General features: G+C 65.8%; 22 protein-coding genes and 1 riboswitch. Of the genes, 5 read left to right on the forward strand and 17 right to left on the reverse strand.

The window, feature by feature from the left end:
- Positions 1-148: 148 nt before the first annotated feature.
- The 5 genes from QA645_RS11385 to QA645_RS11405 form a co-directional block, all read right to left on the reverse strand.
- Entirely contained in the window at positions 149-754 is a 606-nt protein-coding gene (locus tag QA645_RS11385; protein WP_283050241.1) for a thiamine phosphate synthase, read from the reverse strand.
- Positions 741-1,523: a thiazole synthase gene (locus QA645_RS11390; protein WP_283050242.1), complete on the reverse strand. Its 783-nt coding sequence runs from the start codon at positions 1,521-1,523 to the stop codon at positions 741-743. The genes QA645_RS11385 and QA645_RS11390 overlap by 14 nt, the downstream gene beginning before the upstream one ends.
- 4 nt (positions 1,524-1,527) lie before the next feature.
- On the reverse strand, positions 1,528-1,725 hold the full coding sequence (thiS, locus tag QA645_RS11395) for a sulfur carrier protein ThiS (protein ID WP_283050243.1): 198 nt from the start codon (positions 1,723-1,725) through the stop codon (positions 1,528-1,530).
- A gap of 7 nt (positions 1,726-1,732) precedes the next feature.
- Positions 1,733-2,743 (reverse strand): FAD-dependent oxidoreductase, encoded by a 1,011-nt coding sequence (locus QA645_RS11400; RefSeq protein WP_283050244.1) that lies wholly within the window; start codon positions 2,741-2,743, stop codon positions 1,733-1,735.
- Positions 2,731-2,875: riboswitch (TPP riboswitch) on the reverse strand. Its footprint overlaps the gene before it by 13 nt.
- A 52-nt stretch (positions 2,876-2,927) precedes the next feature.
- Positions 2,928-3,482: a lytic transglycosylase domain-containing protein gene (locus tag QA645_RS11405; protein ID WP_283050246.1), complete on the reverse strand. Its 555-nt coding sequence runs from the start codon at positions 3,480-3,482 to the stop codon at positions 2,928-2,930.
- Positions 3,483-3,719: 237 nt separating this feature from the next.
- On the opposite strand from QA645_RS11405, the gene QA645_RS11410 reads away from it, so the two are divergent.
- Positions 3,720-3,935 (forward strand): hypothetical protein, encoded by a 216-nt coding sequence (locus QA645_RS11410; protein ID WP_283050248.1) that lies wholly within the window; start codon positions 3,720-3,722, stop codon positions 3,933-3,935.
- A gap of 24 nt (positions 3,936-3,959) precedes the next feature.
- Here QA645_RS11410 and QA645_RS11415 read toward each other — a convergent pair whose 3' ends face one another.
- Positions 3,960-5,297: an ATP-binding protein gene (locus tag QA645_RS11415; protein ID WP_283050250.1), complete on the reverse strand. Its 1,338-nt coding sequence runs from the start codon at positions 5,295-5,297 to the stop codon at positions 3,960-3,962.
- 15 nt (positions 5,298-5,312) lie between these two features.
- A complete protein-coding gene (locus QA645_RS11420; protein WP_254133440.1) occupies positions 5,313-6,053 on the reverse strand; it encodes a response regulator in 741 nt (246 codons plus the stop codon).
- 180 nt (positions 6,054-6,233) lie between these two features.
- Here QA645_RS11420 and QA645_RS11425 point away from each other — a divergent pair, with 180 nt between their 5' ends.
- Positions 6,234-6,809: a hypothetical protein gene (locus tag QA645_RS11425; RefSeq protein WP_283050251.1), complete on the forward strand. Its 576-nt coding sequence runs from the start codon at positions 6,234-6,236 to the stop codon at positions 6,807-6,809.
- Between the two features lie 219 nt (positions 6,810-7,028).
- Positions 7,029-7,568 carry a PRC-barrel domain-containing protein gene (locus QA645_RS11430; RefSeq protein ID WP_283050252.1) on the forward strand — a complete coding sequence of 180 codons (540 nt, stop codon included), beginning with the start codon at positions 7,029-7,031 and terminating at the stop codon, positions 7,566-7,568.
- 101 nt (positions 7,569-7,669) lie between these two features.
- Here the strand turns inward: QA645_RS11430 and QA645_RS11435 are convergent, their stop codons facing one another.
- From QA645_RS11435 to QA645_RS11470, 8 genes are all read right to left on the reverse strand, one after another.
- Entirely contained in the window at positions 7,670-8,884 is a 1,215-nt protein-coding gene (locus QA645_RS11435) for an ABC transporter substrate-binding protein (protein WP_283050254.1), read from the reverse strand.
- A gap of 295 nt (positions 8,885-9,179) precedes the next feature.
- Complete coding sequence (locus QA645_RS11440) at positions 9,180-10,007, reverse strand: ABC transporter permease (RefSeq protein ID WP_283050256.1); 828 nt, start codon at positions 10,005-10,007, stop codon at positions 9,180-9,182.
- Positions 10,004-11,266 (reverse strand): ABC transporter permease, encoded by a 1,263-nt coding sequence (locus QA645_RS11445; RefSeq protein WP_283050258.1) that lies wholly within the window; start codon positions 11,264-11,266, stop codon positions 10,004-10,006. Before QA645_RS11445 ends, QA645_RS11440 begins: the two co-directional genes overlap by 4 nt.
- Before the next feature lie 22 nt (positions 11,267-11,288).
- Positions 11,289-12,347: an ABC transporter substrate-binding protein gene (locus QA645_RS11450; RefSeq protein WP_283050260.1), complete on the reverse strand. Its 1,059-nt coding sequence runs from the start codon at positions 12,345-12,347 to the stop codon at positions 11,289-11,291.
- Between the two features lie 63 nt (positions 12,348-12,410).
- On the reverse strand, positions 12,411-13,514 hold the full coding sequence (locus QA645_RS11455) for an ABC transporter ATP-binding protein (RefSeq protein ID WP_254133432.1): 1,104 nt from the start codon (positions 13,512-13,514) through the stop codon (positions 12,411-12,413).
- A 135-nt stretch (positions 13,515-13,649) separates the two neighbouring features.
- Positions 13,650-15,218, reverse strand: a complete 1,569-nt coding sequence (locus QA645_RS11460; RefSeq protein ID WP_283050263.1) for a DUF4403 family protein — start codon at positions 15,216-15,218, stop codon at positions 13,650-13,652.
- Positions 15,219-15,359: 141 nt separating this feature from the next.
- Positions 15,360-15,998 carry a PQQ-binding-like beta-propeller repeat protein gene (locus QA645_RS11465; protein ID WP_283050266.1) on the reverse strand — a complete coding sequence of 213 codons (639 nt, stop codon included), beginning with the start codon at positions 15,996-15,998 and terminating at the stop codon, positions 15,360-15,362.
- 27 nt (positions 15,999-16,025) lie between these two features.
- Complete coding sequence (locus QA645_RS11470) at positions 16,026-17,246, reverse strand: helix-turn-helix domain-containing protein (protein WP_283050267.1); 1,221 nt, start codon at positions 17,244-17,246, stop codon at positions 16,026-16,028.
- A gap of 99 nt (positions 17,247-17,345) precedes the next feature.
- Between QA645_RS11470 and QA645_RS11475 the strand changes: the two genes are divergently transcribed.
- Both QA645_RS11475 and QA645_RS11480 read left to right on the forward strand, forming a co-directional pair.
- The gene (locus QA645_RS11475; protein ID WP_283050270.1) at positions 17,346-18,125 is read left to right on the forward strand and encodes a thioredoxin family protein; all 780 of its coding nucleotides are present in this window, start codon (positions 17,346-17,348) and stop codon (positions 18,123-18,125) included.
- Positions 18,068-18,403: a hypothetical protein gene (locus tag QA645_RS11480; RefSeq protein WP_283050272.1), complete on the forward strand. Its 336-nt coding sequence runs from the start codon at positions 18,068-18,070 to the stop codon at positions 18,401-18,403. The genes QA645_RS11475 and QA645_RS11480 overlap by 58 nt, the downstream gene beginning before the upstream one ends.
- Here the strand turns inward: QA645_RS11480 and QA645_RS11485 are convergent.
- Together QA645_RS11485 and QA645_RS11490 are read right to left on the reverse strand one after the other, a co-directional pair.
- Positions 18,337-18,852: a GNAT family N-acetyltransferase gene (locus tag QA645_RS11485; RefSeq protein WP_283050274.1), complete on the reverse strand. Its 516-nt coding sequence runs from the start codon at positions 18,850-18,852 to the stop codon at positions 18,337-18,339. The genes QA645_RS11480 and QA645_RS11485 overlap by 67 nt on opposite strands.
- A complete protein-coding gene (locus tag QA645_RS11490; RefSeq protein ID WP_254133425.1) occupies positions 18,849-19,334 on the reverse strand; it encodes an Lrp/AsnC family transcriptional regulator in 486 nt (161 codons plus the stop codon). The genes QA645_RS11485 and QA645_RS11490 overlap by 4 nt, the downstream gene beginning before the upstream one ends.
- Positions 19,335-19,379: the final 45 nt, after the last annotated feature.

The raw sequence follows: 19,379 nt of genomic DNA on the forward strand, positions 1-19,379 counted from the left end.
ACTCTTTAATTCCTGGGTGCAATGTTGATCTCGTCATCCTGAGGTGCGCGCACTTGCGCGCCTCGAAGGATGAAAGAGCCGGGCTGTCGCCCTTCGAGGGCCGCTTGCGCGGCCACCTCAGGGTGACGGGAGAGTGAAAGTGAAGCCATCACGCCGCCTCCTTCGCGCCGAGCCACTGCCGCACCCGCGCATCCGGGTCGGCATTCTGGGTGACGTCGCTGACGACGGCGATGGAATCGGCACCCGCGGCAAAGATCTCCGCGGCGTGCTCGAACTTGATGCCGCCGATCGCGACCAGCGGGATGGTGCCGACGCGCTTCTTCCATTCCGTGATTTTTGGAATGCCCTGCGGTTCGAAGCGCATGGACTTCAGCGTGGTGAAAAAGATCGGGCCGAGCGCGACGTAATCCGGCTCTGCCGCGAGCGCAGTCTCGAGCTCCGCGTCGTCATGGGTGGAGACGCCGAGCGACAGGCCGGCCTCGCGGATCGCCTTGAGATCGGCGTCGGCCAGATCCTCCTGGCCGAGATGCAGATATTTTGCACCGGCGACGATCGCCGCGCGCCAATAGTCGTTGACGACCAGCTTGGCCTGCGTGCCGTTGGTGATGGCCAGCGCGTCGGTGACGATCTGCAGCGCGTCGGCGTCGTTGAGCTCTTTGGTGCGCAGCTGAATGGTGCCGACGCCGAGCTTGGTCAGGCGTTCGACCCATTTGAGGCTGTCGACGACGGGATAGAAGCGATCAGGATACGGCATGCCAGAACGGGGTCCCAACGACAGGGGTGGAGGGGGAAGCGAAGTCGCGGGCGTTCATCAGCCCGGCTTCGAACGCAGTGCGGCCGGCCTCGATTCCGAGGCGGAAGGCTTTTGCCATCGCCACGGGATCGGCGGCTTTGGCGATCGCCGTGTTGAGCAGCACGGCGTCATAGCCGAGCTCGAGCGCTTCGGCGGCGTGCGAGGGCGCGCCGATGCCGGCATCGACCACCAGCGTGATGTCGGGCAGCCGCTCGCGCATCAGTTTCAGCGCGTCGCGGTTGATGATGCCCTTGGCGCTGCCGATGGGCGCGGCCCACGGCATCACCACCTTGCAGCCGGCATCGACCAGCCGGTTCGCGACCGAGAGATCCTCGGTGCAATAGGGGAACACCTCAAAGCCGTCCTTGATCAGGATCGTCGCGGCCTCGACCAGGCCGACGACGTCGGGCTGCAGCGTGTCGTTGTCGGCGATCACTTCGAGCTTGATCCAGGATGTGCCGAACAATTCGCGCGCGAGCTTTGCTGTGGTGACGGCCTCGCGCACGCTGCGGCAGCCGGCGGTGTTCGGCAGCACGGCAACGTCGACCTCGCGGATCAGCTTCCAGAACGCGTCGCCGGTCTTGCCGCCGGCGGATTCGCGCCGCAGCGACACCGTCACGATGTTCGAGCCCGAGGCGCGGATCGCGTCCTGCATGATCGCGGGCGAAGGATAGAGCGCGCTGCCGATCAGCAGGCGCGAGGCGAAGGTTTTGCCGTAGAAGGTCACCATGTCCTCACCCTCCCTGCCGCGGCGTGATGATCTCGATCTCGTCGCCGGCCTTCAGTGCGGTCTCGGCCCAGCGGCTTTTCGGCACGACGTCGTAGTTCAGCGCGATGGCGAAATGCGTGCCTTCATAGTCGAGCTCCGAGAGCAGCGCGTCGACGCTGGCCGCAGTGATCTCGCGTTGCTCGCCGTTTACGATCACAATCATTGCACGATCACGCGCATTGCATCACCTCATTGTCGATCTGGCCGCGCTCGACGTAGTTGAGCGTCAGCTCGGCCAGCGCCGGCGCGAGCAGGAAGCCGTGGCGGTAGAGCCCGTTGACGCTGATCTGGCCGCCGCGCACGCCGATGCGCGGCAGATTGTCCGGATACGCGGGGCGCAGGCCCGAGCCGAATTCGACGATGCGGGCTTCGCCGAAGGCCGGATGCACCGCATAGGCCGCGCCCAACAGCTCCAGCGCGGAGCGGACGCTGACGCCGGTGTCCTCGGCCTCGATCGAGGTCGCGCCCAGCATGAACAGATTGTCCTCGCGCGGGATCACGTAGAGCGGCCAGCGCGGATGGATCAGCCGAACCGGGCGCGCGAGCCGCACCTCGCTGCTCTCGATCAGGATCATCTCGCCCTTGACGCCGCGCAACTCGCCTTGTTCCTCACGCGCGGACAGGCCGCGGCAGTCGATGACGATGCCGTCAAGTTCAGCCGCGGTGACGTCGCTGCCGAACTTGATGGTGCCGCCGGCGGCCTTGATGCGCTCGTGCAGCTTCGGCAGCACGCGTCGCGGCTCGACATGGCCCTCGGTCGGGAAGAACAGCGCGTCGCGGAAGCGGCCCTCGAGCGACGGTTCGAGCGCGGCGAGGCCTGCGGCATCGAGGCGGCGATGGCCTTCGGTCATCCGCGCAAAACGCTCGAAATCGTTGCGCTCGCGCGGATGGGCGACGACGAGCGAGCCGTTGAAGGGGGTATCGGGCAGTTCGCGCCGCCAGATATCGAGCGAGCGCAGGCCGAGGCGGCTGATGATGGGTTCGGCGACCTCGGCCTCGCAATAAGGCGCGAGCATGCCGCCGGCCCAATGGCTGGTGGCGTCGGTCATGCCGGCGTCACTGCGCTCGTGTAGCGTCACGGCGTGGCCGGCCTGCGCGAACAACAGCGCCTGCCAGGCTCCGGCTATGCCTGCACCGATGATGGATACCGGAGAATCCGGTCGCTTGGTCGTCTGCAACATCCCTGTCCCTTCGCCGGCATGACCCGGATCAGGTTCAAAGGGTCACCGCGGTCCTGGGCCGGCTTGCTGAAGTGCAGGCTTGCCCATTTAGCGGTATCTCAGCTCCTCCTCGGAGCACCCCTCGGAACGGCTCTAATGTAGGCTAGTGGGGGCCTGTGTCAACGCGTTTGGCTGGAACAGGGGATTATCTGGGCGCCTGCGCCCGCGCGTTGCGGACGTGCTGGGCGAGCTTGCGATGCGCCGGGCCGCCGAACATCGGCTGCGGATTGCCGTTGGGCTCGAGCCAGGCCTGGTCATTCGCCACGAAGCTCGCCTGCTGCATGGCCTGCTGGCGCTGATGCTTTGCAACGTAGTAATAGCCGCCCGCGAAATAACGCACGGCTCGGTCGTGGTCGCCATTGGCGGCGTGATAGGCGCCGGCGAGGTACTTTACCGCATAGGTGAGATTGGTGTTGGGGTCGCGCAGGCCTGCGGCATCGCCGGTGTAGCCGAGGCCGCGGGCGGTCGCGAGCTTGATCTGCATCATGCCGATCGCGCCGCCACGGCCGACCAGGCCGGGCTGATAGCGGCTCTCGCGCATGATGACGCGATGGACCAGCGCCTCCGGCACGCCGTTGGCGCGCGCATGCATCGCGACCATCTCCGCATATTCGGCCTGGCCCGCGAAGGCGGCCTGCGGCGACACCAGCGGCAACATCATTCCTGCCGCAATGAGCGCGGCAGCGCGTAAAATTTTCATCAGATACCCCGGAATGCCTGAGCAACCTGCGCCCGGTTGCCGTTAGGCCTCCCGAACGCGGCGATGATGTGACCAAACGCCGCCGTGACCGATTTGGCGGCGCAGAGCCGCTGTTACGACTCAATGCCGGCGCAAGAGTTCCCTCAGGTGGACACGCGTGTCGCGGCAGCAAGCCTGTCTATTCGCGCTGGTCCGCGAAAGCGAGTAAGAAGCGCCCTGCGAATCGGGAGAGGTGCCATGACAAAAACAACCATGGTGAAGACCCACACCGGCGACATTCCCAGACAGAATCCCTGTGCCCAGTGCGGCGCGTCGATCGCGCAGCCCGACTGGATCGAGCCGGGCGAGGGGCGGGTCTCCTATCTCTGGAATTGCCAGGCCTGCGGCTATCGCTTCGAGGCGATCGCGATCTTCGACGAGTCTGCCGTGGATTATCCGCCGCTCGCAGCTTAAGCAGCGACGTTCAAGCCGCGACGTTCAAGCAGCGACCTGCGCCGCCAGCGGCGGCTGCTGCCACACCGGCAATTGCATCCGCACGATCAGCCCGTGCGGCTGGCGGTCGTGCAGCGACAGCTCGCCGCCATGGGCGAGCGCGATCGCGCGCGCGATCGACAGGCCGAGGCCGAAGCCGGTGGAATCGTCCATGGTGCGCGCGTCGTCGCCGCGCACGAACGGCTCGAGCATCTCCTGCTTGCGCGCGTCCGAAATGCCGGGGCCGTCGTCCTCGACGTCGATGACGAGTTTTGTGCCGTCGACATCGAGGCGGATCGTCACCTCGGCGCCGAAGCGCACCGCGTTCTCGACGAGGTTGGTGACGCCGCGATGCAGATCGTCGGGGCGCGCCGCAGCGGTCGCCGATGACGGGCCGTCATAGTGTACGACATGGCCCATGTCGCCGAACTGATCGGCGATCAGCTGCAGCGTGCTCGCGATATCGACCAGCGTGATCGCCTCGATCTTGCGGTCGTTGCGCAGGAGCGACAGCACGCTTTCCAGCATCGAGCGCATCTGGTCGAGGTCGATCAGCATGCGCTTGCGGTTGCCCTCGTCCTCGATGAACTCGGCGCGCAGACGCAGCCGCGTGATCGGCGTGCGCAGATCGTGACTGATCGCAGCCAGCATGCGGGTGCGGTCCGACATCAGCCGCGCGATCCGCTCATGCATGCGGTTGAGCGCGCGGGCAACCGAGCGGATCTCCTCCGGGCCGCGCTCGGGCAGGGGCTCTGCGCCGCCGTCCAGGCTGAAATTCTCGGCCGCCTTGGCAAAGGAAGAGAGCGGCGTCGCCAGCGCGCGCGCCGCCCACAGGCCGAGCACGCTGATGCAGATGAAGGCGGTCATCAGCGTCACCAGCCATGGCGCGCCCCAGAACCACGGACGCGGACCGTTCTCGACATGGCCCGCGATCATGGTGCCGTCAGGCAATTGCACGCCGATGCGGTGGGCGCCGCCCTCGGGCGCAAGCTGCACCACCTTGTAGCCGCGGCCGAGATGGCGACGGAGCCCGTGCAGGTGCTGGCTTTCGCTGTCCTCGACCACAATCGCCGTGCCCGGCGCCGATATCTCGATGTTGAGCTTCGGGAAGGCGCGCGCGATATCTGCGGCGAGACGCGGCCGGTCGTCCGGCTTGGCCGAGCCGAGCAGCAGCGCGGCATCCATCAATTGCGGCGCACCGTCCGGCGGCTGGTCCGGGCGGTCGGGCCGGCTGATCAGGAAGGCGGTGGTGACGACGAGATGCAGCGCGACGGTCGAGGCCAGCACCAGCGCAGCGATCTGCCCGCCGATGCCCTTGAGGTGGAAGAACCCGAACGGCCTCATCGTCTTAACGCCCCGTCAGTTGCTCAGGGGCGTCGTAACCGCTTCCGTTCTGGGCGTAAACAGGTAACCGCCGGAACGCACCGTCTTGATGATGGTGGGATCGGCCGGATTGGGTTCGATCTTGCGGCGGATACGGCTGACCAGCACGTCGATCGAGCGCTCGAACGAGCCGGTGTTGCGGCCCTGCGTGAGGTCGAGCAGGCTGTCGCGCGAGAGCACCCGGCCGGGACGCTCGCAGAACGTACGGAGCAGGTCGAACTCGGCGCTGGTCACCGCGACGCGCGCGCCTTCGGGATTGCGCAGCTCGCGCAGCCGCAGGTCTATGCGCCAGCCTTCGAAGGCGAGGGTGGAGGCGCCCTCGATCGAGCTCGCGGCCTGTGCGGACGCCTGCCGCCGCAGCACCGCGTTGATGCGGGCGAGCAGCTCGCGCGGGTTGAACGGCTTCGGCAGATAATCGTCCGCACCCATTTCGAGGCCGACGATGCGGTCGACGTCCTCGCCGCGCGCGGTCAGCATGATGATCGGCGTCTGGGCCTCGGAGCGCACCTTGCGGCACAGGCTGAGGCCGTCCTCGCCCGGCAGCATGACGTCAAGGATGATGAGATCAACGCGGTGGTCGGCCATGGCACGCGACATCTCGCGGCCGTCGCTCACAGCGGTAACGTTGCAGGAGTTGTTGCGGAGATATTTCGCAATCAACGTCCGGGTTTCGCGATCGTCTTCGACGATCAGGATGTTGGGAGAAGGAATGGCCATGAGCTTTGTTTGTCCAAGATTCGGGCCAAAAGGCGAAGATTTTTGTTTCCGTTTGTTTCCGAATGTATTTCCGCAACACCCCGCAACGACTGGGTAGTCATACGGCAAGGTCTCGTTAAGCCCGTTAACCATACCGTGGCGCCGGAATGTACGAAACCCCGCAAAAACCACGGTGCACTCATGACGTCGATTTCGGCGACCTCGGCCAGTAATCACCAGTCGCCGCTGCAGCGGCTGCAGCAGGAATTGCAATCGGAAGTGTCGGACGGCACGATCTCGTCGTCGGACCAATCCGCCCTCACGACCGCCCTGCAAGACATCGACACCGCGCTTCAGCAGAGCAGGTCCAGCGATCAGTCCAGCGGCACCAAGCCGTCCAAGGACGGCCTGAAGTCGAAGATCGACGATCTCATCGCAGGCGAGGTCTCGAACGGGACGCTGACGTCGGACCAGGCCGACGAGCTGAAGGGCGTCTTCCAGTCCGCCTTCGGCAAAGGGCCCGGTGGTCCGGGCGGTGCGGGCGGCCCGCTTCCCGGTCCGCCGCCGTCGGATGGCGGCTCTTCGGACGCCTCGTCGTCGACGGATTCGACGAGCAGCAGCTCGACCGAGTCCAGCACGGCGAAAATTCTCGAGCAGTTCCTCCAGGCGCTGCAGCAGTCGCAGTCTTCGTCGAACTCGTCCTACAACGCGAACGGCACCACGAGCTCCGCGAGCAGCACGGAGATCTCCGCGCTTCTGATCGACTACCAGAGCTGACCCGCGCGACGCCGGTCGGCGCGTTCCTCGCCGCGATCTTGCTACATCCCAGGGCGCAAGATCGTCGGCGAGGAACTGTGCGTTTCGCACGTTCCTCGACAGGAACTTTCCTCGCAGCGCAGCGCCGCAATGAGGCAACGAAATTGCCGCAGCACAGGAACTGCGGATGATGGTGGCTGTTTTCTCCGCATGCGTTTTCTGCTGAAGGAGAGGACAACAATGTTGATGAAATCGATCGCCGCCGGCCTTGCCGGCACCGCTCTGCTTGCGACCGTTGCGTTCGCGCAGAACCCGACCGCCACCACCGACAAGTCGCCGACCGCGGCCACCACTGCGACGACCACCACCACGACCGCGTCGGGCGAGTGGCGCGCGTCGAAAATGGTCGGCTTGAAGATCTACAACGACGCCAACGAGAGCGTCGGCTCGATCAACGACCTGCTGATGGACAAGAGCGGCGCCGTGAAGATCGCTGTGATCGGCGTCGGCGGCTTCCTCGGCATGGGCGAGCATCTCGTGGCCGTGCCCTATGAGAAGCTGAAATTCGTCAACGAGGCGGTGGCCTATACCGGTACCGGCGCGAACCCGAGTGCCAAGCCCGCTGCGACCACCACGACGGGCGCTGCGACCGGCACCGAGAAGACCACGACGACCACGACCACAGCGTCGTCCTCGTCGAAATGGTATCCGGACCACGCCGTGTTCAACGCCACCAAGGACGAGCTGAAGAACATGCCCGAGTTCAAGTACTCGGAGTAATGCGGATCGCGTGATGGCCTAAACGCAGCGCGCCCGGTTTTCACCGGGCGCGCTGTCGTGTCTTCTCCCTCTCCCCGCAGGCGGGGAGAGGGAGAAGAGATTCAGTTCGACTTCACCAGCGGGCAGCCACCCTTGTCGAGCGGCCGGAAGGCTTCGTCGCCGGGAACGGTGGCGAGCAGCTTGTAGAGATCCCACTCGCCCTTGGACTCTTCCGGCTTCTTCACCTCGAACAGATACATGTCGTGGACCATGCGGCCGTCGATGCGGATCTTGCCGTTCTTGGCGAAGAAATCGTTCACCGGCGTATTGCGCATCTGCTCCATCACCTTCGGCGCTTCGTCGGTCTTGATGGCTTCGATCGCCTTCAGATAGTGCATGGTCGCCGAGTAGAGACCGGCCTGGATCATGGTCGGCATGTGGCCGACCTTGTCGTTGAAGCGCTTGGAGAAGGCGCGGGTCTCGTCGTTCATGTCCCAGTAGAACGCGTCGGTGACGATCAGGCCCTGCGTGGCCTTGATGCCGAGCGAATGCGTGTCGGTGATCTCCTGCAGCAGCGCGATCATTTTCTGGCCGCCTTGCGTGATGCCGAACTCGGCCGCCTGCTTCAGCGCGTTGGTGGTGTCGCCGCCGGCGTTCGCCAGCGCGACCACCTTGGCCTTGGAGGCCTGGGCCTGCAGCAGGAAGGAGGAGAAGTCGGATGAGTTGAGCGGATGGCGGACCTCGCCGAGCACCTTGCCCCCGCTCTCCTTGACGACATTGGCAGCGTCGCGCTGCAGCGCCATGCCGAACGCGTAGTCCGCGGTGACGAAGAACCAGGTGTCCTCGCCGCGCTTCACCATCGCCTTGCCGGCGACGTTCGACAGCGCGTAGGTGTCGTAGGTCCAGTGCACCGTGTTGGGCGAGCAGGCGGTGCCGGTGATGTCCGAGGAGCCGCCGCCGGAATTGATGTTGATCCTGTTCTTCTCGCGCGTCAGCGCCGAGATCGGCAGCGCGACCGAGGAGGTCGGCACGTCCATCACCGCGTCCACCTTCTCGTTGTCGTACCAGTTGCGGGCGATATTGACGCCGACGTCGGGCTTGTTCTGGTGGTCGGCGGAAACGATCTGGATCGGAACGCCTGCGACCTTGCCGCCGTAATCGGCGACCGCCATCTCGACAGCGGCGAGCGAACCCTTGCCGGTCGCGTCGGCATAAAGGCTCGACATGTCCGTGAGCACGCCGAGCTTGACGACGTTGTCGGAAATCTGCGCCTGCGCCGCGCCGCAAGTTGCGGCAATGGCGAAGCCGGCCGCGACGGCGGCAATGAGTTTCTGCATATGGTTTTCTCCCTCAGCCTTGTTGTTTGGACTTTGTTGCGGGGACTGTTCTAGCGACAAACCGTCGCGGGGGCAAAGCCGAGGGCAGGTGAAAAAGACTGGGAAATAAGTAGGGGGAGGCGGGGTTAACCCTCTCCCCTTGCGGGAGAGGGTGGCTCGCCGCGCAGCGGCGAGACGGGTGAGGGGTTCTCTCCACGTACACTGATCTTGCATTCAAGCGTGTGGAGGCAGACCCCTCATCCGGCGCTTCGCGCCACCTTCTCCCACAAGGGGAGAAGGAAGAAGAGGCCGTCACTCAGCCGCCGCCCTTCAACCGTTCATTGCGTCGGCGCAAGCCCTCCAGAGTGGCGAGCAGGATGACCGAGACCGTCGTTAAAATCACTGCGGCGGCGGTGATGGTCGGGCTGATGTTCTCGCGGATGCCGCTGAACATTTCGCGCGGCAGTGTGCGTTGTTCCGGCCCTGCCATGAACAGCACGATCACCACCTCGTCAAAGCTGGTCGCGAAGGCGAACAGCGCGCCCGACGCCAGTCCCGGCAGGATCAACGGCAGGATCACGCGGCGGAACGCTTCGAGCGGTGAGGCGCCGAGCGAGGCGGCGGCGCGTGCGAGGTTGGTGTCGAAGCTTTGCAAGGTCGCGCCGACCGTGATCACCACGAAGGGCGTCGCGAGCGCCGTGTGAGCCAGGATCAGTCCGACATAGCTGCCGGTCAGTCCGATCGGCGCGAAGAAGAAATAGAGGCCGACCGCCGTGATCACACCGGGCACGACGACCGGCGACAGCACGAAAGCCAGCACCAGCGGCTTGAACCGGCTCTTCCATTGCGCGAGGCCGAGAGCTGCCAGCGTGCCGAGAACCATGGACAGCAGCGTCGAGGCGACGCCGATGATCATGCTGTTCTTCAGCGAATTCATCCAGCGCGGCGAATTGATGAAATCGTCGTACCAGCGCAAGGAGAGGCCCGGCAACGGATAGGTGAGGTACGAGCCCGAGCTGAAGGACAGCGGCATGATCGCGAGGATGGGGGCGATCAGGAAGATGAACACCAGCGTCGAGATGACGATGGTCGCGGTCCACGCGATGCGCTGGCTCGGCGTGCGGAGGGAAGGATTGTCGCTCAATTCTTCATCCCTCCCGTGACCTGCTGGCCCTGCACCAGCTTGCCGTAGACGAGAGCGAGCAGAATGGTCGCCAGCAGCAGCACGGCACCGAGCGCCGAAGCGAGGCCCCAATTGGCGGTCTCGGTCGTGTAGAGCGCGATGAAGTAGCTGATCATCTGGTCGGCGGCGCCGCCGACCAGGGCCGGCGTGATGTAGTAGCCGAGCGCGAGGATGAAGACGAGCAGGCTTCCCGCGCCGATGCCGGGCAGGGTTTGCGGCAGGTAGATGCGCAGGAAGGCGGTGAGGGGTGGTGCACCGAGCGAGGCGGCGGCCCGCATGTAAGCCGGCGAGATCGCCTTCATGCTGCTGTACAGCGGCAGGATCATGAACGGCAGCAGCACGTGGGTCATCGCCACGCAGACACCGAAGCGGTTGTAGATCAGGCGCAGCGGCGCGTCGATGATGCCGAGCCAGTGCAGGCTGTCGTTGACGACGCCGTTGCTCTGCAGCAGCACGATCCAGGCGCAGGTGCGCACCAGCAGCGATGTCCAGAACGGCAGCAGCACGAAGATCATCAGCAGGTTCGATCGGCCCGGCGGCAGCGTCGCCAGCAGGTAAGCGACGGGGAAGCCAAGGATCAGGCAGAGCGCGGTGACACCGAGGCTGATCAGGAAGGTGCGGGCGAAGACATCGCGGTAGATCGCCTGATCCGGCGGGGCGGCGACGATCGCGCCGTCCACGTTCCGTGTCAGGTCGAGCGCCGCCAGAAGGTAGAAGCCGGTGACTGGGCCACCCGCATCCTTGATCGTCGTCCAGGTGGTGCGCTCGCGCCAGGCCGGATTGATCTTGCCGAGCGTCTCCTTCGCGGTGCCGGGCTCCGGCACCGTCTTCAGATTGCGTGCCGTGCTGGTCAGGATCGTGCGAAAGCCGTTCAGGGCGTAATTGAGTCGTTTGGCCGCGATGGCGATGGTGCCGGCGGCGCGTGCCGCCACGATGTCGCTCGCCAGCGCCGCGTAGGCCTTTTCGTCCGGCAGGTCCTTGCCGTCCCAGCTGGCGAGAGCCGCGACGGTTTGCGGCAAGGCCTGGCGGACCTCCCGGTCATCGATCGCGCGCCACAGCATGCCGGCGATCGGGCCCGCAAAGGTGAAGAGCAGAAAGACGAGAAGCGGCAGCACCAGCGCCAATGCCTTGACCTGGCGTGTCCGCTCCGCGCGCCTCAATCGGCGCTTGAGCGGCACGTCGGTCGACGCATTGGCGCCGGTCAGAAGCGCATCCGTCATGAATCGAGCCTTGCAGGCCGCGCTATTTCGCGGCCCATTTGTTGAAGCGCTCGGTCAGGCGGTCGATGTTCTCGAGCCAGAAGGCAACGTTGATCTCGACCGCGTTCTTGATGTTGTCGGGCGCGGTCGGCAGATCCTTCAGGACAGCCGGCTGGATCAGGCCGGCGGCGTCCTTGTTCGAGGTGCCGTAAGCGATGTTCTCCGAGAGTTTCGACTGGTTCTCAGCCTTGCCGGCGAAGTCCAGGAACTTGTAGGCCGCGTCCTTGTTCGGGCTGCCCTTCAGGATGACCCAGCTGTCGAGGGTGAAGAGCGCGCCATCCCACACCATGCCGAAGTTCTTCTTCTCGTTCTTGTTCGCGGTGTCGATGCGGCCATTGTAGACCGAGGTCATCGCCACCTCGCCGGAGGCGAGCAGTTGCGGCGGCTGCGCGCCGGCCTTCCACCAGACGAGGTCGCCCTTGATGGTGTCGAGTTTCTTGAACGCGCGATCGACGCCTTCGTCGGTCGCCAGAACCTTGTAGACGTCCTTCGGCGCGACGCCGTCGGCCATGAGCGCGATCTCGAGCGTGGTCTTCGGGCCCTGACGCAGGGCGCGCTTGCCCGGAATCTTCTTGGTGTCGAAGAAGTCGGCCCAGCCTTTGGGCGCTTCCTTCAGCTTGTCCTTGTCGTAGCCGAGCACGAAATCATAGAGGATGGCGCCGACACCGCAGGGATTGACCGACGGCGGGATGTAAGCGGCCTCGCCGCCGATCTTGGAATAGTCCAGCTTCTCGAACAGGCCTTCCTCGCAGCCGACCGCGAGCTCGTCGCTCTCGACCTGGACGAGGTCCCAGGTGGCGGCGCCACCCTGGACCTTGGCGCGCAACACGCCGACGCCGCCATCCCAGGACTCGTCGTTCATGGCAACGCCGGCCGTCTTCTTGAACGGCTCGAAATAGACCTTCTTCTGGGCGTCCTGATAGGCGCCGCCCCACGACACGACGGTGAGGTCGCGTGCCTGCGCGAACGTGGCCAGTGCGGCGCTGGCGCTGAACGCCGCGGCGAAACCCAGAGCAATCTTGCCAATCTTGCGCTTCAGCATGGTCCTTGTTCCTTCTTCATCTGCGTTTGCATTGAGTCGATCGATTGCAGTGCGTTGGTCGGATCAGACGGGATCGAGGGCGAGGCAGTCCTCGGGGCGGAAGGTGACGAAGACATTCTCGCCGGGCCTCAGGCTATCATGCGCCCCCGGTTGAAGCTTGACCATGAATTCGGCGTTGCCGGCGACATCGAGCACAGCCAGCGCGTGATCGCCGAGATAGATGGTGTTCTGCACCTTGGCCGGCAGCCGGTTCGGTCCGTCGCCGGAGGCGCCGTCAGGGATGATGGCGATCCGCTCCGGCCGGACCGACAGGGAGGTCGATGCGCCTGCGCCCGATACGTTGACCGCACGGGCCATGACGGCGCCGCCGGCCGCCAGCGCGACGCGGCAATAGTCCTGCTCGATCGTCTCCACGGTGCCGGCCAGCACATTGTTCTCGCCGACGAAGTTGGCGACGAAGCTGTTGACCGGATGCTCATACAGCGCGTCGGGCCGGTCGATCTGCTGCACGATGCCGTCGTTGAACACGGCGATGCGGTCCGACATGGTGAGCGCTTCGCTCTGGTCGTGGGTGACATAGACGACGGTGATGCCCATCGTCTCGTGCAGCTGCTTGATCTCCAGCTGCATCTGCTCGCGCAGGCGCTTGTCCAGCGCGCCCAGCGGCTCGTCCATCAGCACGAGCTGCGGGTTGAAGACCAGCGCGCGGGCCAGCGCCACGCGCTGCTGCTGGCCGCCGGACAGTTGCCCGGGCCGCCGCTGCGCCATGGTTTCCATCTTGATCATGCGCAGCGCCGCCTTGACGCGCGCCTGCGTGTCCGCCTTGCCGACCTTGCGGACGGACAGCGGAAAAGCGACGTTCTCCTCGATCGTCAGGTGCGGAAACAGGGCATAGTTCTGGAACACCATGCCGATGTCGCGCTTGTGCGGCGGCATGTTCTTGATCGGCCGTTCCGCGAGGTAGATCTCGCCGTGGGTCGGAACCTCGAAGCCCGCCAGCATCATCAGCGTGGTCGTCTTGCCCGAGCCCGACGGGCCGAGCAGGGTGATGAACTCGCCCTTCTTGATGTCGAGATCGAGGTTCTTCACCACGAGATGCTCGCCATCATAGGTTTTCTGAATGCCGGAAAACCGCACCAGTGCGGGCGTGACCATGCCGGCTTCCATATCGTCTTCGCGCCCCACTCAACTGCCGCTGTCAGCACCTCATCCGAGGTTGCGACGGGCAGCTTAGCACCCTCCGACGAGAATGCCAGCGGCGGAAGCGATCAGGGCTGCGCGGATTCCGTGCAGGAACGCGCGCTACATCCCCGACAGCTTCGTCACGTACACGTTGAGTGTGCCGCCGGCTTCCGCGACCACGCGCAGCGTCTTGGAATCGAAGGCGATGTCGGCGAGCGTCAGGCTGCTGATATTGGCCTCGACCTTGACGCCGTCCTCGCTCTTCTGGAAGTCGGCGATGACGCCTGCGATCTTCTCGCGCGCGTTGGCGGCGATCGGCTTCAGGTCGAGCGTCGCCTTCTGCACCAGCGCCTGCTGCATCTGCGGCACCACCGCGCGGGCGGCTGCGCCAAGCAGCCCGAAGGCCGCTTCGGACTCCACCGCGAGCTGGATGTCGGCGAGCCGCAGCGTCTGCTGGGCCTGGTCGAGCATCGGCCGGCCCCAGATGTGCACGGTCGCCTCGGCGCCGAGCCCGAGCCAGCTCTTCTTCTCCTTGGCACGCACCAAGAGCGAGATCAGCAGCCGCTCGCCGGAGGGGACGACGTTGACGCTCTTCACCGTGACCTCGACCGGACCGGAGCCATCCTCGGGATAGGTGTGGCCGACCATCTGTGCCGCGATCAGCTTGTTGATCTCGGTGAAGGGCACGTCGATGGGAACGCCGATGTTCACGCCGGTGCCGGTCGGCGGCACGATCGAGATCTTGTCGGGGAACGGGCAGTCCGGCTTGGTCTGCGTCGACGTCACGCGCGTCTCGGCCTCGAGGCCGAGCAGCAGCGTCACGTTCTGCGCGTCGACGCGCGGCTGCGCCGCGATGGCGCGGGTCGGCTTCATCTCGAGCCAGAGCGGCGGCAGCGCCGCCGAGGAGCCGCCGCCTTGCAGCGGGATCGAGCGGCAGGCCTTGGCCCATTGCACCTTCGCGTTCTCGCGCAGGCTGGGATCGTTGCGGATGCGCTCCGAAACGACGTTGAGCTGATCGCCGACGGTCTTGTCGATCAGCGGCTTCACCTGCGCCGGCACGTTGACCTTGGCGCCGGCGACGTTGAGGTTGGTATCGCCGAGATTGACCTGTGCGCCCAAATTCGGCTCGAGATGCCAGGCGGCCGCGAGCTTCGGGCGCGAGGTGACGACCACGTTGCCCTTGATCTCGGCGCTGGCGTTCAAATTCTTGATGTTGACCGCGCCGATCCGTTTCGCCGCGTCGCCGCCGAGCACGCTGCCCAGCGCATCGCCGAGCGCGCCGGTGGCTTTCGCCGAGAGCGATCCCGTCACGTTCAGCTTGCCGGTGATCGGCGTCGACAGCGTCAGCACGTCCTTGTCGCCGACAGCCGCCATCGGTCCGCGGGCGGCGGTCCAGCCGATATCGGCGTCCTGCAGAATCTGCGAGATCGGGTTCTCGGCCTTGCCGGCAAAATTGCGCGGCGCGGCCTTCTCGGCCTGCTCCCGGATCGCCGACAGCGCGATCGCCACCGGCGCCACCACGATCGAGCTTTTCGAGACCGGCGGCAGCGGCGGCAGTTGCGCGACCGGCGGCGCGGAATTGGTCGCGCGCGGCGACAGCCAATCCATTGCCTTCAGGCTGATGAAAAACGACGCCGCGAGCACCGCAACGGCGATCAGGACAGTCTTCAAGTTCAACGTCAGACGCATCAATCCCCCAAGCCGCCCCAACGGGGATTTTACAGGGCGGGCGAGGAGGGCGCTAGAGCGCACCGGTGGGGTGGAATTGCGGCAAATCGGTTAACGGCTGCGGCTGTGCGGTGTCCCTCTGTTCGGGCGGCCAGCCCGCAGCTAGCCCCGCCTGGGACGGCGGACCGCGCGCACCTTGCCGCTGTCGCCGCCGCCGCAGAAAAGGCGGTCGCCGCCGTCGGATTCCAGCCCCGAAACCATCGTCCCGGCCGGCAGGTCGAGCTGCTCGAGCACCTTGCCCGTATCGGGATCGATCCGCCTGATATCGCTGTCCTCGCCCTCCCAGGTGCCATGCCAGAGCTCGCCGTCGACCCAGGTCACCCCGGTCACGAAACGCTTGCTCTCGATGGTGCGGAGAATCTTGCCGCTGTCGGGATCGATCTGATGGATCTTGCGCTCGCGATACTGACCGACCCAGAGCGAACCTTCGGCCCAGGCCAATCCGGAATCGCCGCCGCCACCGGGCGCGGGGATCGTGGCGAGCACCTTGCCTGTCGCGGCGTCGATCTTCTGGATGCGATCCTCCGCGATCTGGAACAAATGGCGGCCGTCGAACGCCGTGCCCGCATGTGCGGCGACATCGAGCGAGCGCGCGATTCTGCCGTTGGCCGGATCGAGGCCATTCAATTTGTCGCCCGATGCGAACCAGACATGGGTGCCGTCATAGGTGACGCCGTGCACGGCCTCGACGCCTTCGAAAGGCCCGTACTCCGTGACGATCTCTGCGGCGGAACGCTTCATCTGCTCGATCCCTGTGATGTGACCAATCTACGCCTTCAGGAGCGGTCCGGGGAGTAACAAGCCTGTCGGGAATCCGGGGACCGGCGGGGTCATCCAGCGGCGCGCCCGTCCGTGGCCGAACGACTGCACCTTGCTGGCGCGCGCCAGCTCTTCGAGCGCCCGCTGCACCGTGCGTGCACTCATGCCAAGCGCGAGCGCGAGCGCCGAGCTCGACCACGGTTCGCCGTCGGCGAGAATGGCGAGCACGGCGGCGTGCTTCTCCTCGACGGGCCGCGCCAGCACGATGACGTCGCGCGTTTTCCGCGGGGCCAGTTCAAAACCCTGCTTCGTTGCGCTGATCTCGGCCAGCGGCTTGAGCTGGGTGCGGAGCCGACCGATCTCGACGCGCAAGCGCGCGCGATGGGACTCATCGACGTGCCTGGCCCCAAACGCGCCCGATATCAGCGCCTCGCGCGAGACATCGGCGGGCCATGCCTGCGCCAGCAGGCGGGCGAGCGCGAACAGCACGGGGCGCGTTCCGAGCGACACGGCCGTGCCTTGCCTACGCACGACGTGATGGAAGGTGTCGACGACGAGCGCCGTCGAGGTCGCCAGTCTCTCGACCTCGCCGAGCAGCAGCGGGTGCTCGCTGCCGCGCGCGATCAGGCGCGCGGCCGGCGTGTTCAGGACGAGGCTGGCGCTGTCGACCTCGGCTGCGAGCGCCGGGATTCTTGCCTGCAGCGCTGCCTTGGCTGCGCGGTCGAGCGCGGCGCGCGCATCTCTGGTTTTCAGCCGCCTGATGGCGATGCCGGCGACCACCAGCTCGCGCACCACGAGGGATGCAGGCGGCAGCGGGGAGGCGCCGATCGCGGCCAGCGTGCGCTCGGCCTCGTCGATCCGTCCGAGCAGCAGCAGCCGACGGGCCTCGATATGGCCGGCATGGGCGGCATTGGCGAGATCGCCATGGCTTGCGAGCGTCGCGCGTGCGGCTGCGAGCGTCTTGGCCGGCCAGCTCAGGTCGCGCGAGACCAGTGCGATCTCGGCCTCGGCCACCACGCATCTGGCGCGCGCGACCGCCTCTCTCGGCCCGAACGCGCGCGCAGCGCTGCGCAGCAGCGTCTTCGCTTTTGCGAGGTCGCCGAGCTGCGCCATCGCGATGCCGCGTAGCGCCAGCGACGGCGCATCGTTGCGCAGCGCGACGCGGTTCAGGGCGCCGAGGGGATCGCCGGCCTCCAACGCGCGCGCCGCAGCCGTGATCAGCGACTCCATGAAAATCCCGCCACACTTGTTACTCCCACCGCGGCCCCGTCCGGTGCGAGAACTCGCTCACGGCCGACGATGTGCGGTGAGCAAGAGGTTTGGAGAGACATGATGACATCAGTTGAAAAAGCAGGAACTAACGCCGCCATGCAAACACCGCCGGTGGTGTCGCCGCAGGACTGGGAGGCAGCCCGTCAGCAACTGCTCGTGAAGGAAAAGGCGCATACCCGCGCCCGCGATGCACTCGCCGCCGAACGCCGGCGCATGCCGTGGATGGAAGTCGACAAAACCTACGCATTCGAGGCGCCCTCGGGCAAGGCCAGTCTGCTCGATCTGTTCCAGGGCCGAAAGCAGCTCATCCTCTACCGGGCCTTCTTCGAGCCGGGGGTGTTCGGCTGGCCCGACCATGCCTGCCGCGGCTGCTCCATGGTGGCCGACCAGGTCGCCCATGTTTCCCATCTGAACGCCCGCGACACCACGCTGGTGTTCGCTTCGCGCGCGCCGCAAGCCGACATCGCGCGGCTGAAGGCGCGGATGGGCTGGAACATTCCGTGGGTCACCATCACCGACAGTTTCGATGCCGATTTCGGCGTCGGCGAGTGGCACGGCACCAACGTGTTCTACCGCGACGGCACGCGCATCTTCCGCACCTATCTGATCAAGAGCCGCGGCGACGAACAGATGGGCGGCACCTGGAACTATCTCGACATCACCCCGCTCGGCCGCCAGGAGCCCTGGGAGGATTCGCCGGCCGGTTATCCGAAGTCGCCGACCTACAAATGGTGGAACTGGAACGACAGCTACGAGGCGGGTGCTGCGCCGGACAAGAAATGGGTCGAGGTGTCGGACGCCGGCGAGATCGCGCTCCGCACGCCGGGCGCGCAGTGAGCGACGTCCATCCCGCCGGCACCAGCCGTGACGGCAGGGAGGCCGCATCCCGCCTTGCCCGATGGCTGGGTCTTGCGGCCACGCCCACCTTCGCGATCATGGCCGTGCTGACGGCCGTGCCCGGGGGCGGCCCGGCGGACATGCTCTGCTCCGCCGGACACGGCCTGTCGCTCGGCGGGATGGTGCCGATGTATCTGCTGATGAGTGCGTTTCACTCAGCGGCGTGGTTGCGGCTGATCTCGGGGTCGAAGAACAAAGCCATCAGCGTCTCATCGTAATATCGGCCATTGTGCTTCAGCGCCTTCACGCTGCGACCGTATTCGACAAACCCTGCAGCCGCGTAGAGACGCAACGCAGGTAGGTTCTCGCTGACGACGGCGAGATGAAGCTGCTCGACGCGCTGTGCCGCATGAGCCGCGACCGCATCGACGAGCAGCCTGGCCGTGCCGGATTTGCGCGCGCCGGGCCGCACATACATGCCCCACAGCACCGCCTTGTGCGCAATCTTCGCGCCGTCCTCGCGGCGGAAGCCGGCGGTCCCCACCAGCTCGTCCGCGATGAACGCGCCGAACACGTCCGATGTCGTGAGGCGCTCATCGAACCATGCGAGCGGCTTCTCCCGCTCGCGCTCGAACGTGCTGGTGAAAGCCTCGGGATGCGCCGCGAGCGCTTCCAGCCGGATTGCGCGGTAGAGGGGCGCGTCGGCGGGGGTGAGCAATCTGATCATGGCGATGCGAGATGTGCCAGAGGCAACGGTGCGCCGGCTTTCAGCGTTTGGATTGCAATGCTGCTGCGCACTTCCTTCACAATTGGCAGGTTGAGCAACTTGTCGACGAGGAAGCGCTGATAGTCCTCGAGCTCGGGTACGACGATCTCGAGGAGGTAGTCGGCCTCTCCGGACACGAGGTGACAGGCAACGACCTCAGGCATGGCGACGACCGTTCTCTCGAAGCCCAGCGCCTGGTTGTTGGCATGGCCGTTGATCTTGACGCCGAGGAAGGCCGAGAAGCCGAGGCCGAGACGGCCGCGTCGCAACGACGCGCGGTAGCCGTCGATATAGCCGTCTTGCTCCAGCCGCCGCACCCGCCGCAGGCAGGGCGACGGTGACAATCCGACCCTTTCGGCCAATTCGATATTGCTCAGTCGTGCATTCCTCTGGAGTTCGGTGACGATGCGCCGGTCGATCGCATCCAGCTCGCATTTTGGCATGAACCGCATCCTGTTGGATCGAGAAGGGCACAATGTTGCGCCCGC

This window comes from Bradyrhizobium sp. CIAT3101 (assembly GCF_029714945.1).
Taxonomy (GTDB): domain Bacteria; phylum Pseudomonadota; class Alphaproteobacteria; order Rhizobiales; family Xanthobacteraceae; genus Bradyrhizobium.

What these genes read in the sequence shown, in the direction of transcription:
- QA645_RS11450 (WP_283050260.1), bottom strand. Translation starts at nt 12,347, where the DNA reads ATGCTGAAGCGCAAGATTGGCAAGATTGCTCTGGGTTTCGCCGCGGCG.
- QA645_RS11420 (WP_254133440.1), bottom strand. Translation starts at nt 6,053, where the DNA reads ATGGCCATTCCTTCTCCCAACATCCTGATCGTCGAAGACGATCGCGAA.
- QA645_RS11410 (WP_283050248.1), top strand. Translation starts at nt 3,720, where the DNA reads ATGACAAAAACAACCATGGTGAAGACCCACACCGGCGACATTCCCAGA.
- QA645_RS11430 (WP_283050252.1), top strand. Translation starts at nt 7,029, where the DNA reads ATGTTGATGAAATCGATCGCCGCCGGCCTTGCCGGCACCGCTCTGCTT.
- QA645_RS11390 (WP_283050242.1), bottom strand. Translation starts at nt 1,523, where the DNA reads ATGGTGACCTTCTACGGCAAAACCTTCGCCTCGCGCCTGCTGATCGGC.
- QA645_RS11460 (WP_283050263.1), bottom strand. Translation starts at nt 15,218, where the DNA reads ATGCGTCTGACGTTGAACTTGAAGACTGTCCTGATCGCCGTTGCGGTG.
- QA645_RS11470 (WP_283050267.1), bottom strand. Translation starts at nt 17,246, where the DNA reads ATGGAGTCGCTGATCACGGCTGCGGCGCGCGCGTTGGAGGCCGGCGAT.
- QA645_RS11425 (WP_283050251.1), top strand. Translation starts at nt 6,234, where the DNA reads ATGACGTCGATTTCGGCGACCTCGGCCAGTAATCACCAGTCGCCGCTG.
- QA645_RS11385 (WP_283050241.1), bottom strand. Translation starts at nt 754, where the DNA reads ATGCCGTATCCTGATCGCTTCTATCCCGTCGTCGACAGCCTCAAATGG.
- QA645_RS11480 (WP_283050272.1), top strand. Translation starts at nt 18,068, where the DNA reads ATGGGTCGAGGTGTCGGACGCCGGCGAGATCGCGCTCCGCACGCCGGG.
- QA645_RS11405 (WP_283050246.1), bottom strand. Translation starts at nt 3,482, where the DNA reads ATGAAAATTTTACGCGCTGCCGCGCTCATTGCGGCAGGAATGATGTTG.
- thiS (WP_283050243.1), bottom strand. Translation starts at nt 1,725, where the DNA reads ATGATTGTGATCGTAAACGGCGAGCAACGCGAGATCACTGCGGCCAGC.
- QA645_RS11455 (WP_254133432.1), bottom strand. Translation starts at nt 13,514, where the DNA reads ATGGAAGCCGGCATGGTCACGCCCGCACTGGTGCGGTTTTCCGGCATT.
- QA645_RS11485 (WP_283050274.1), bottom strand. Translation starts at nt 18,852, where the DNA reads ATGATCAGATTGCTCACCCCCGCCGACGCGCCCCTCTACCGCGCAATC.
- QA645_RS11400 (WP_283050244.1), bottom strand. Translation starts at nt 2,743, where the DNA reads ATGTTGCAGACGACCAAGCGACCGGATTCTCCGGTATCCATCATCGGT.
- QA645_RS11435 (WP_283050254.1), bottom strand. Translation starts at nt 8,884, where the DNA reads ATGCAGAAACTCATTGCCGCCGTCGCGGCCGGCTTCGCCATTGCCGCA.
- QA645_RS11465 (WP_283050266.1), bottom strand. Translation starts at nt 15,998, where the DNA reads ATGAAGCGTTCCGCCGCAGAGATCGTCACGGAGTACGGGCCTTTCGAA.
- QA645_RS11415 (WP_283050250.1), bottom strand. Translation starts at nt 5,297, where the DNA reads ATGAGGCCGTTCGGGTTCTTCCACCTCAAGGGCATCGGCGGGCAGATC.
- QA645_RS11490 (WP_254133425.1), bottom strand. Translation starts at nt 19,334, where the DNA reads ATGCCAAAATGCGAGCTGGATGCGATCGACCGGCGCATCGTCACCGAA.
- QA645_RS11445 (WP_283050258.1), bottom strand. Translation starts at nt 11,266, where the DNA reads ATGACGGATGCGCTTCTGACCGGCGCCAATGCGTCGACCGACGTGCCG.
- QA645_RS11475 (WP_283050270.1), top strand. Translation starts at nt 17,346, where the DNA reads ATGATGACATCAGTTGAAAAAGCAGGAACTAACGCCGCCATGCAAACA.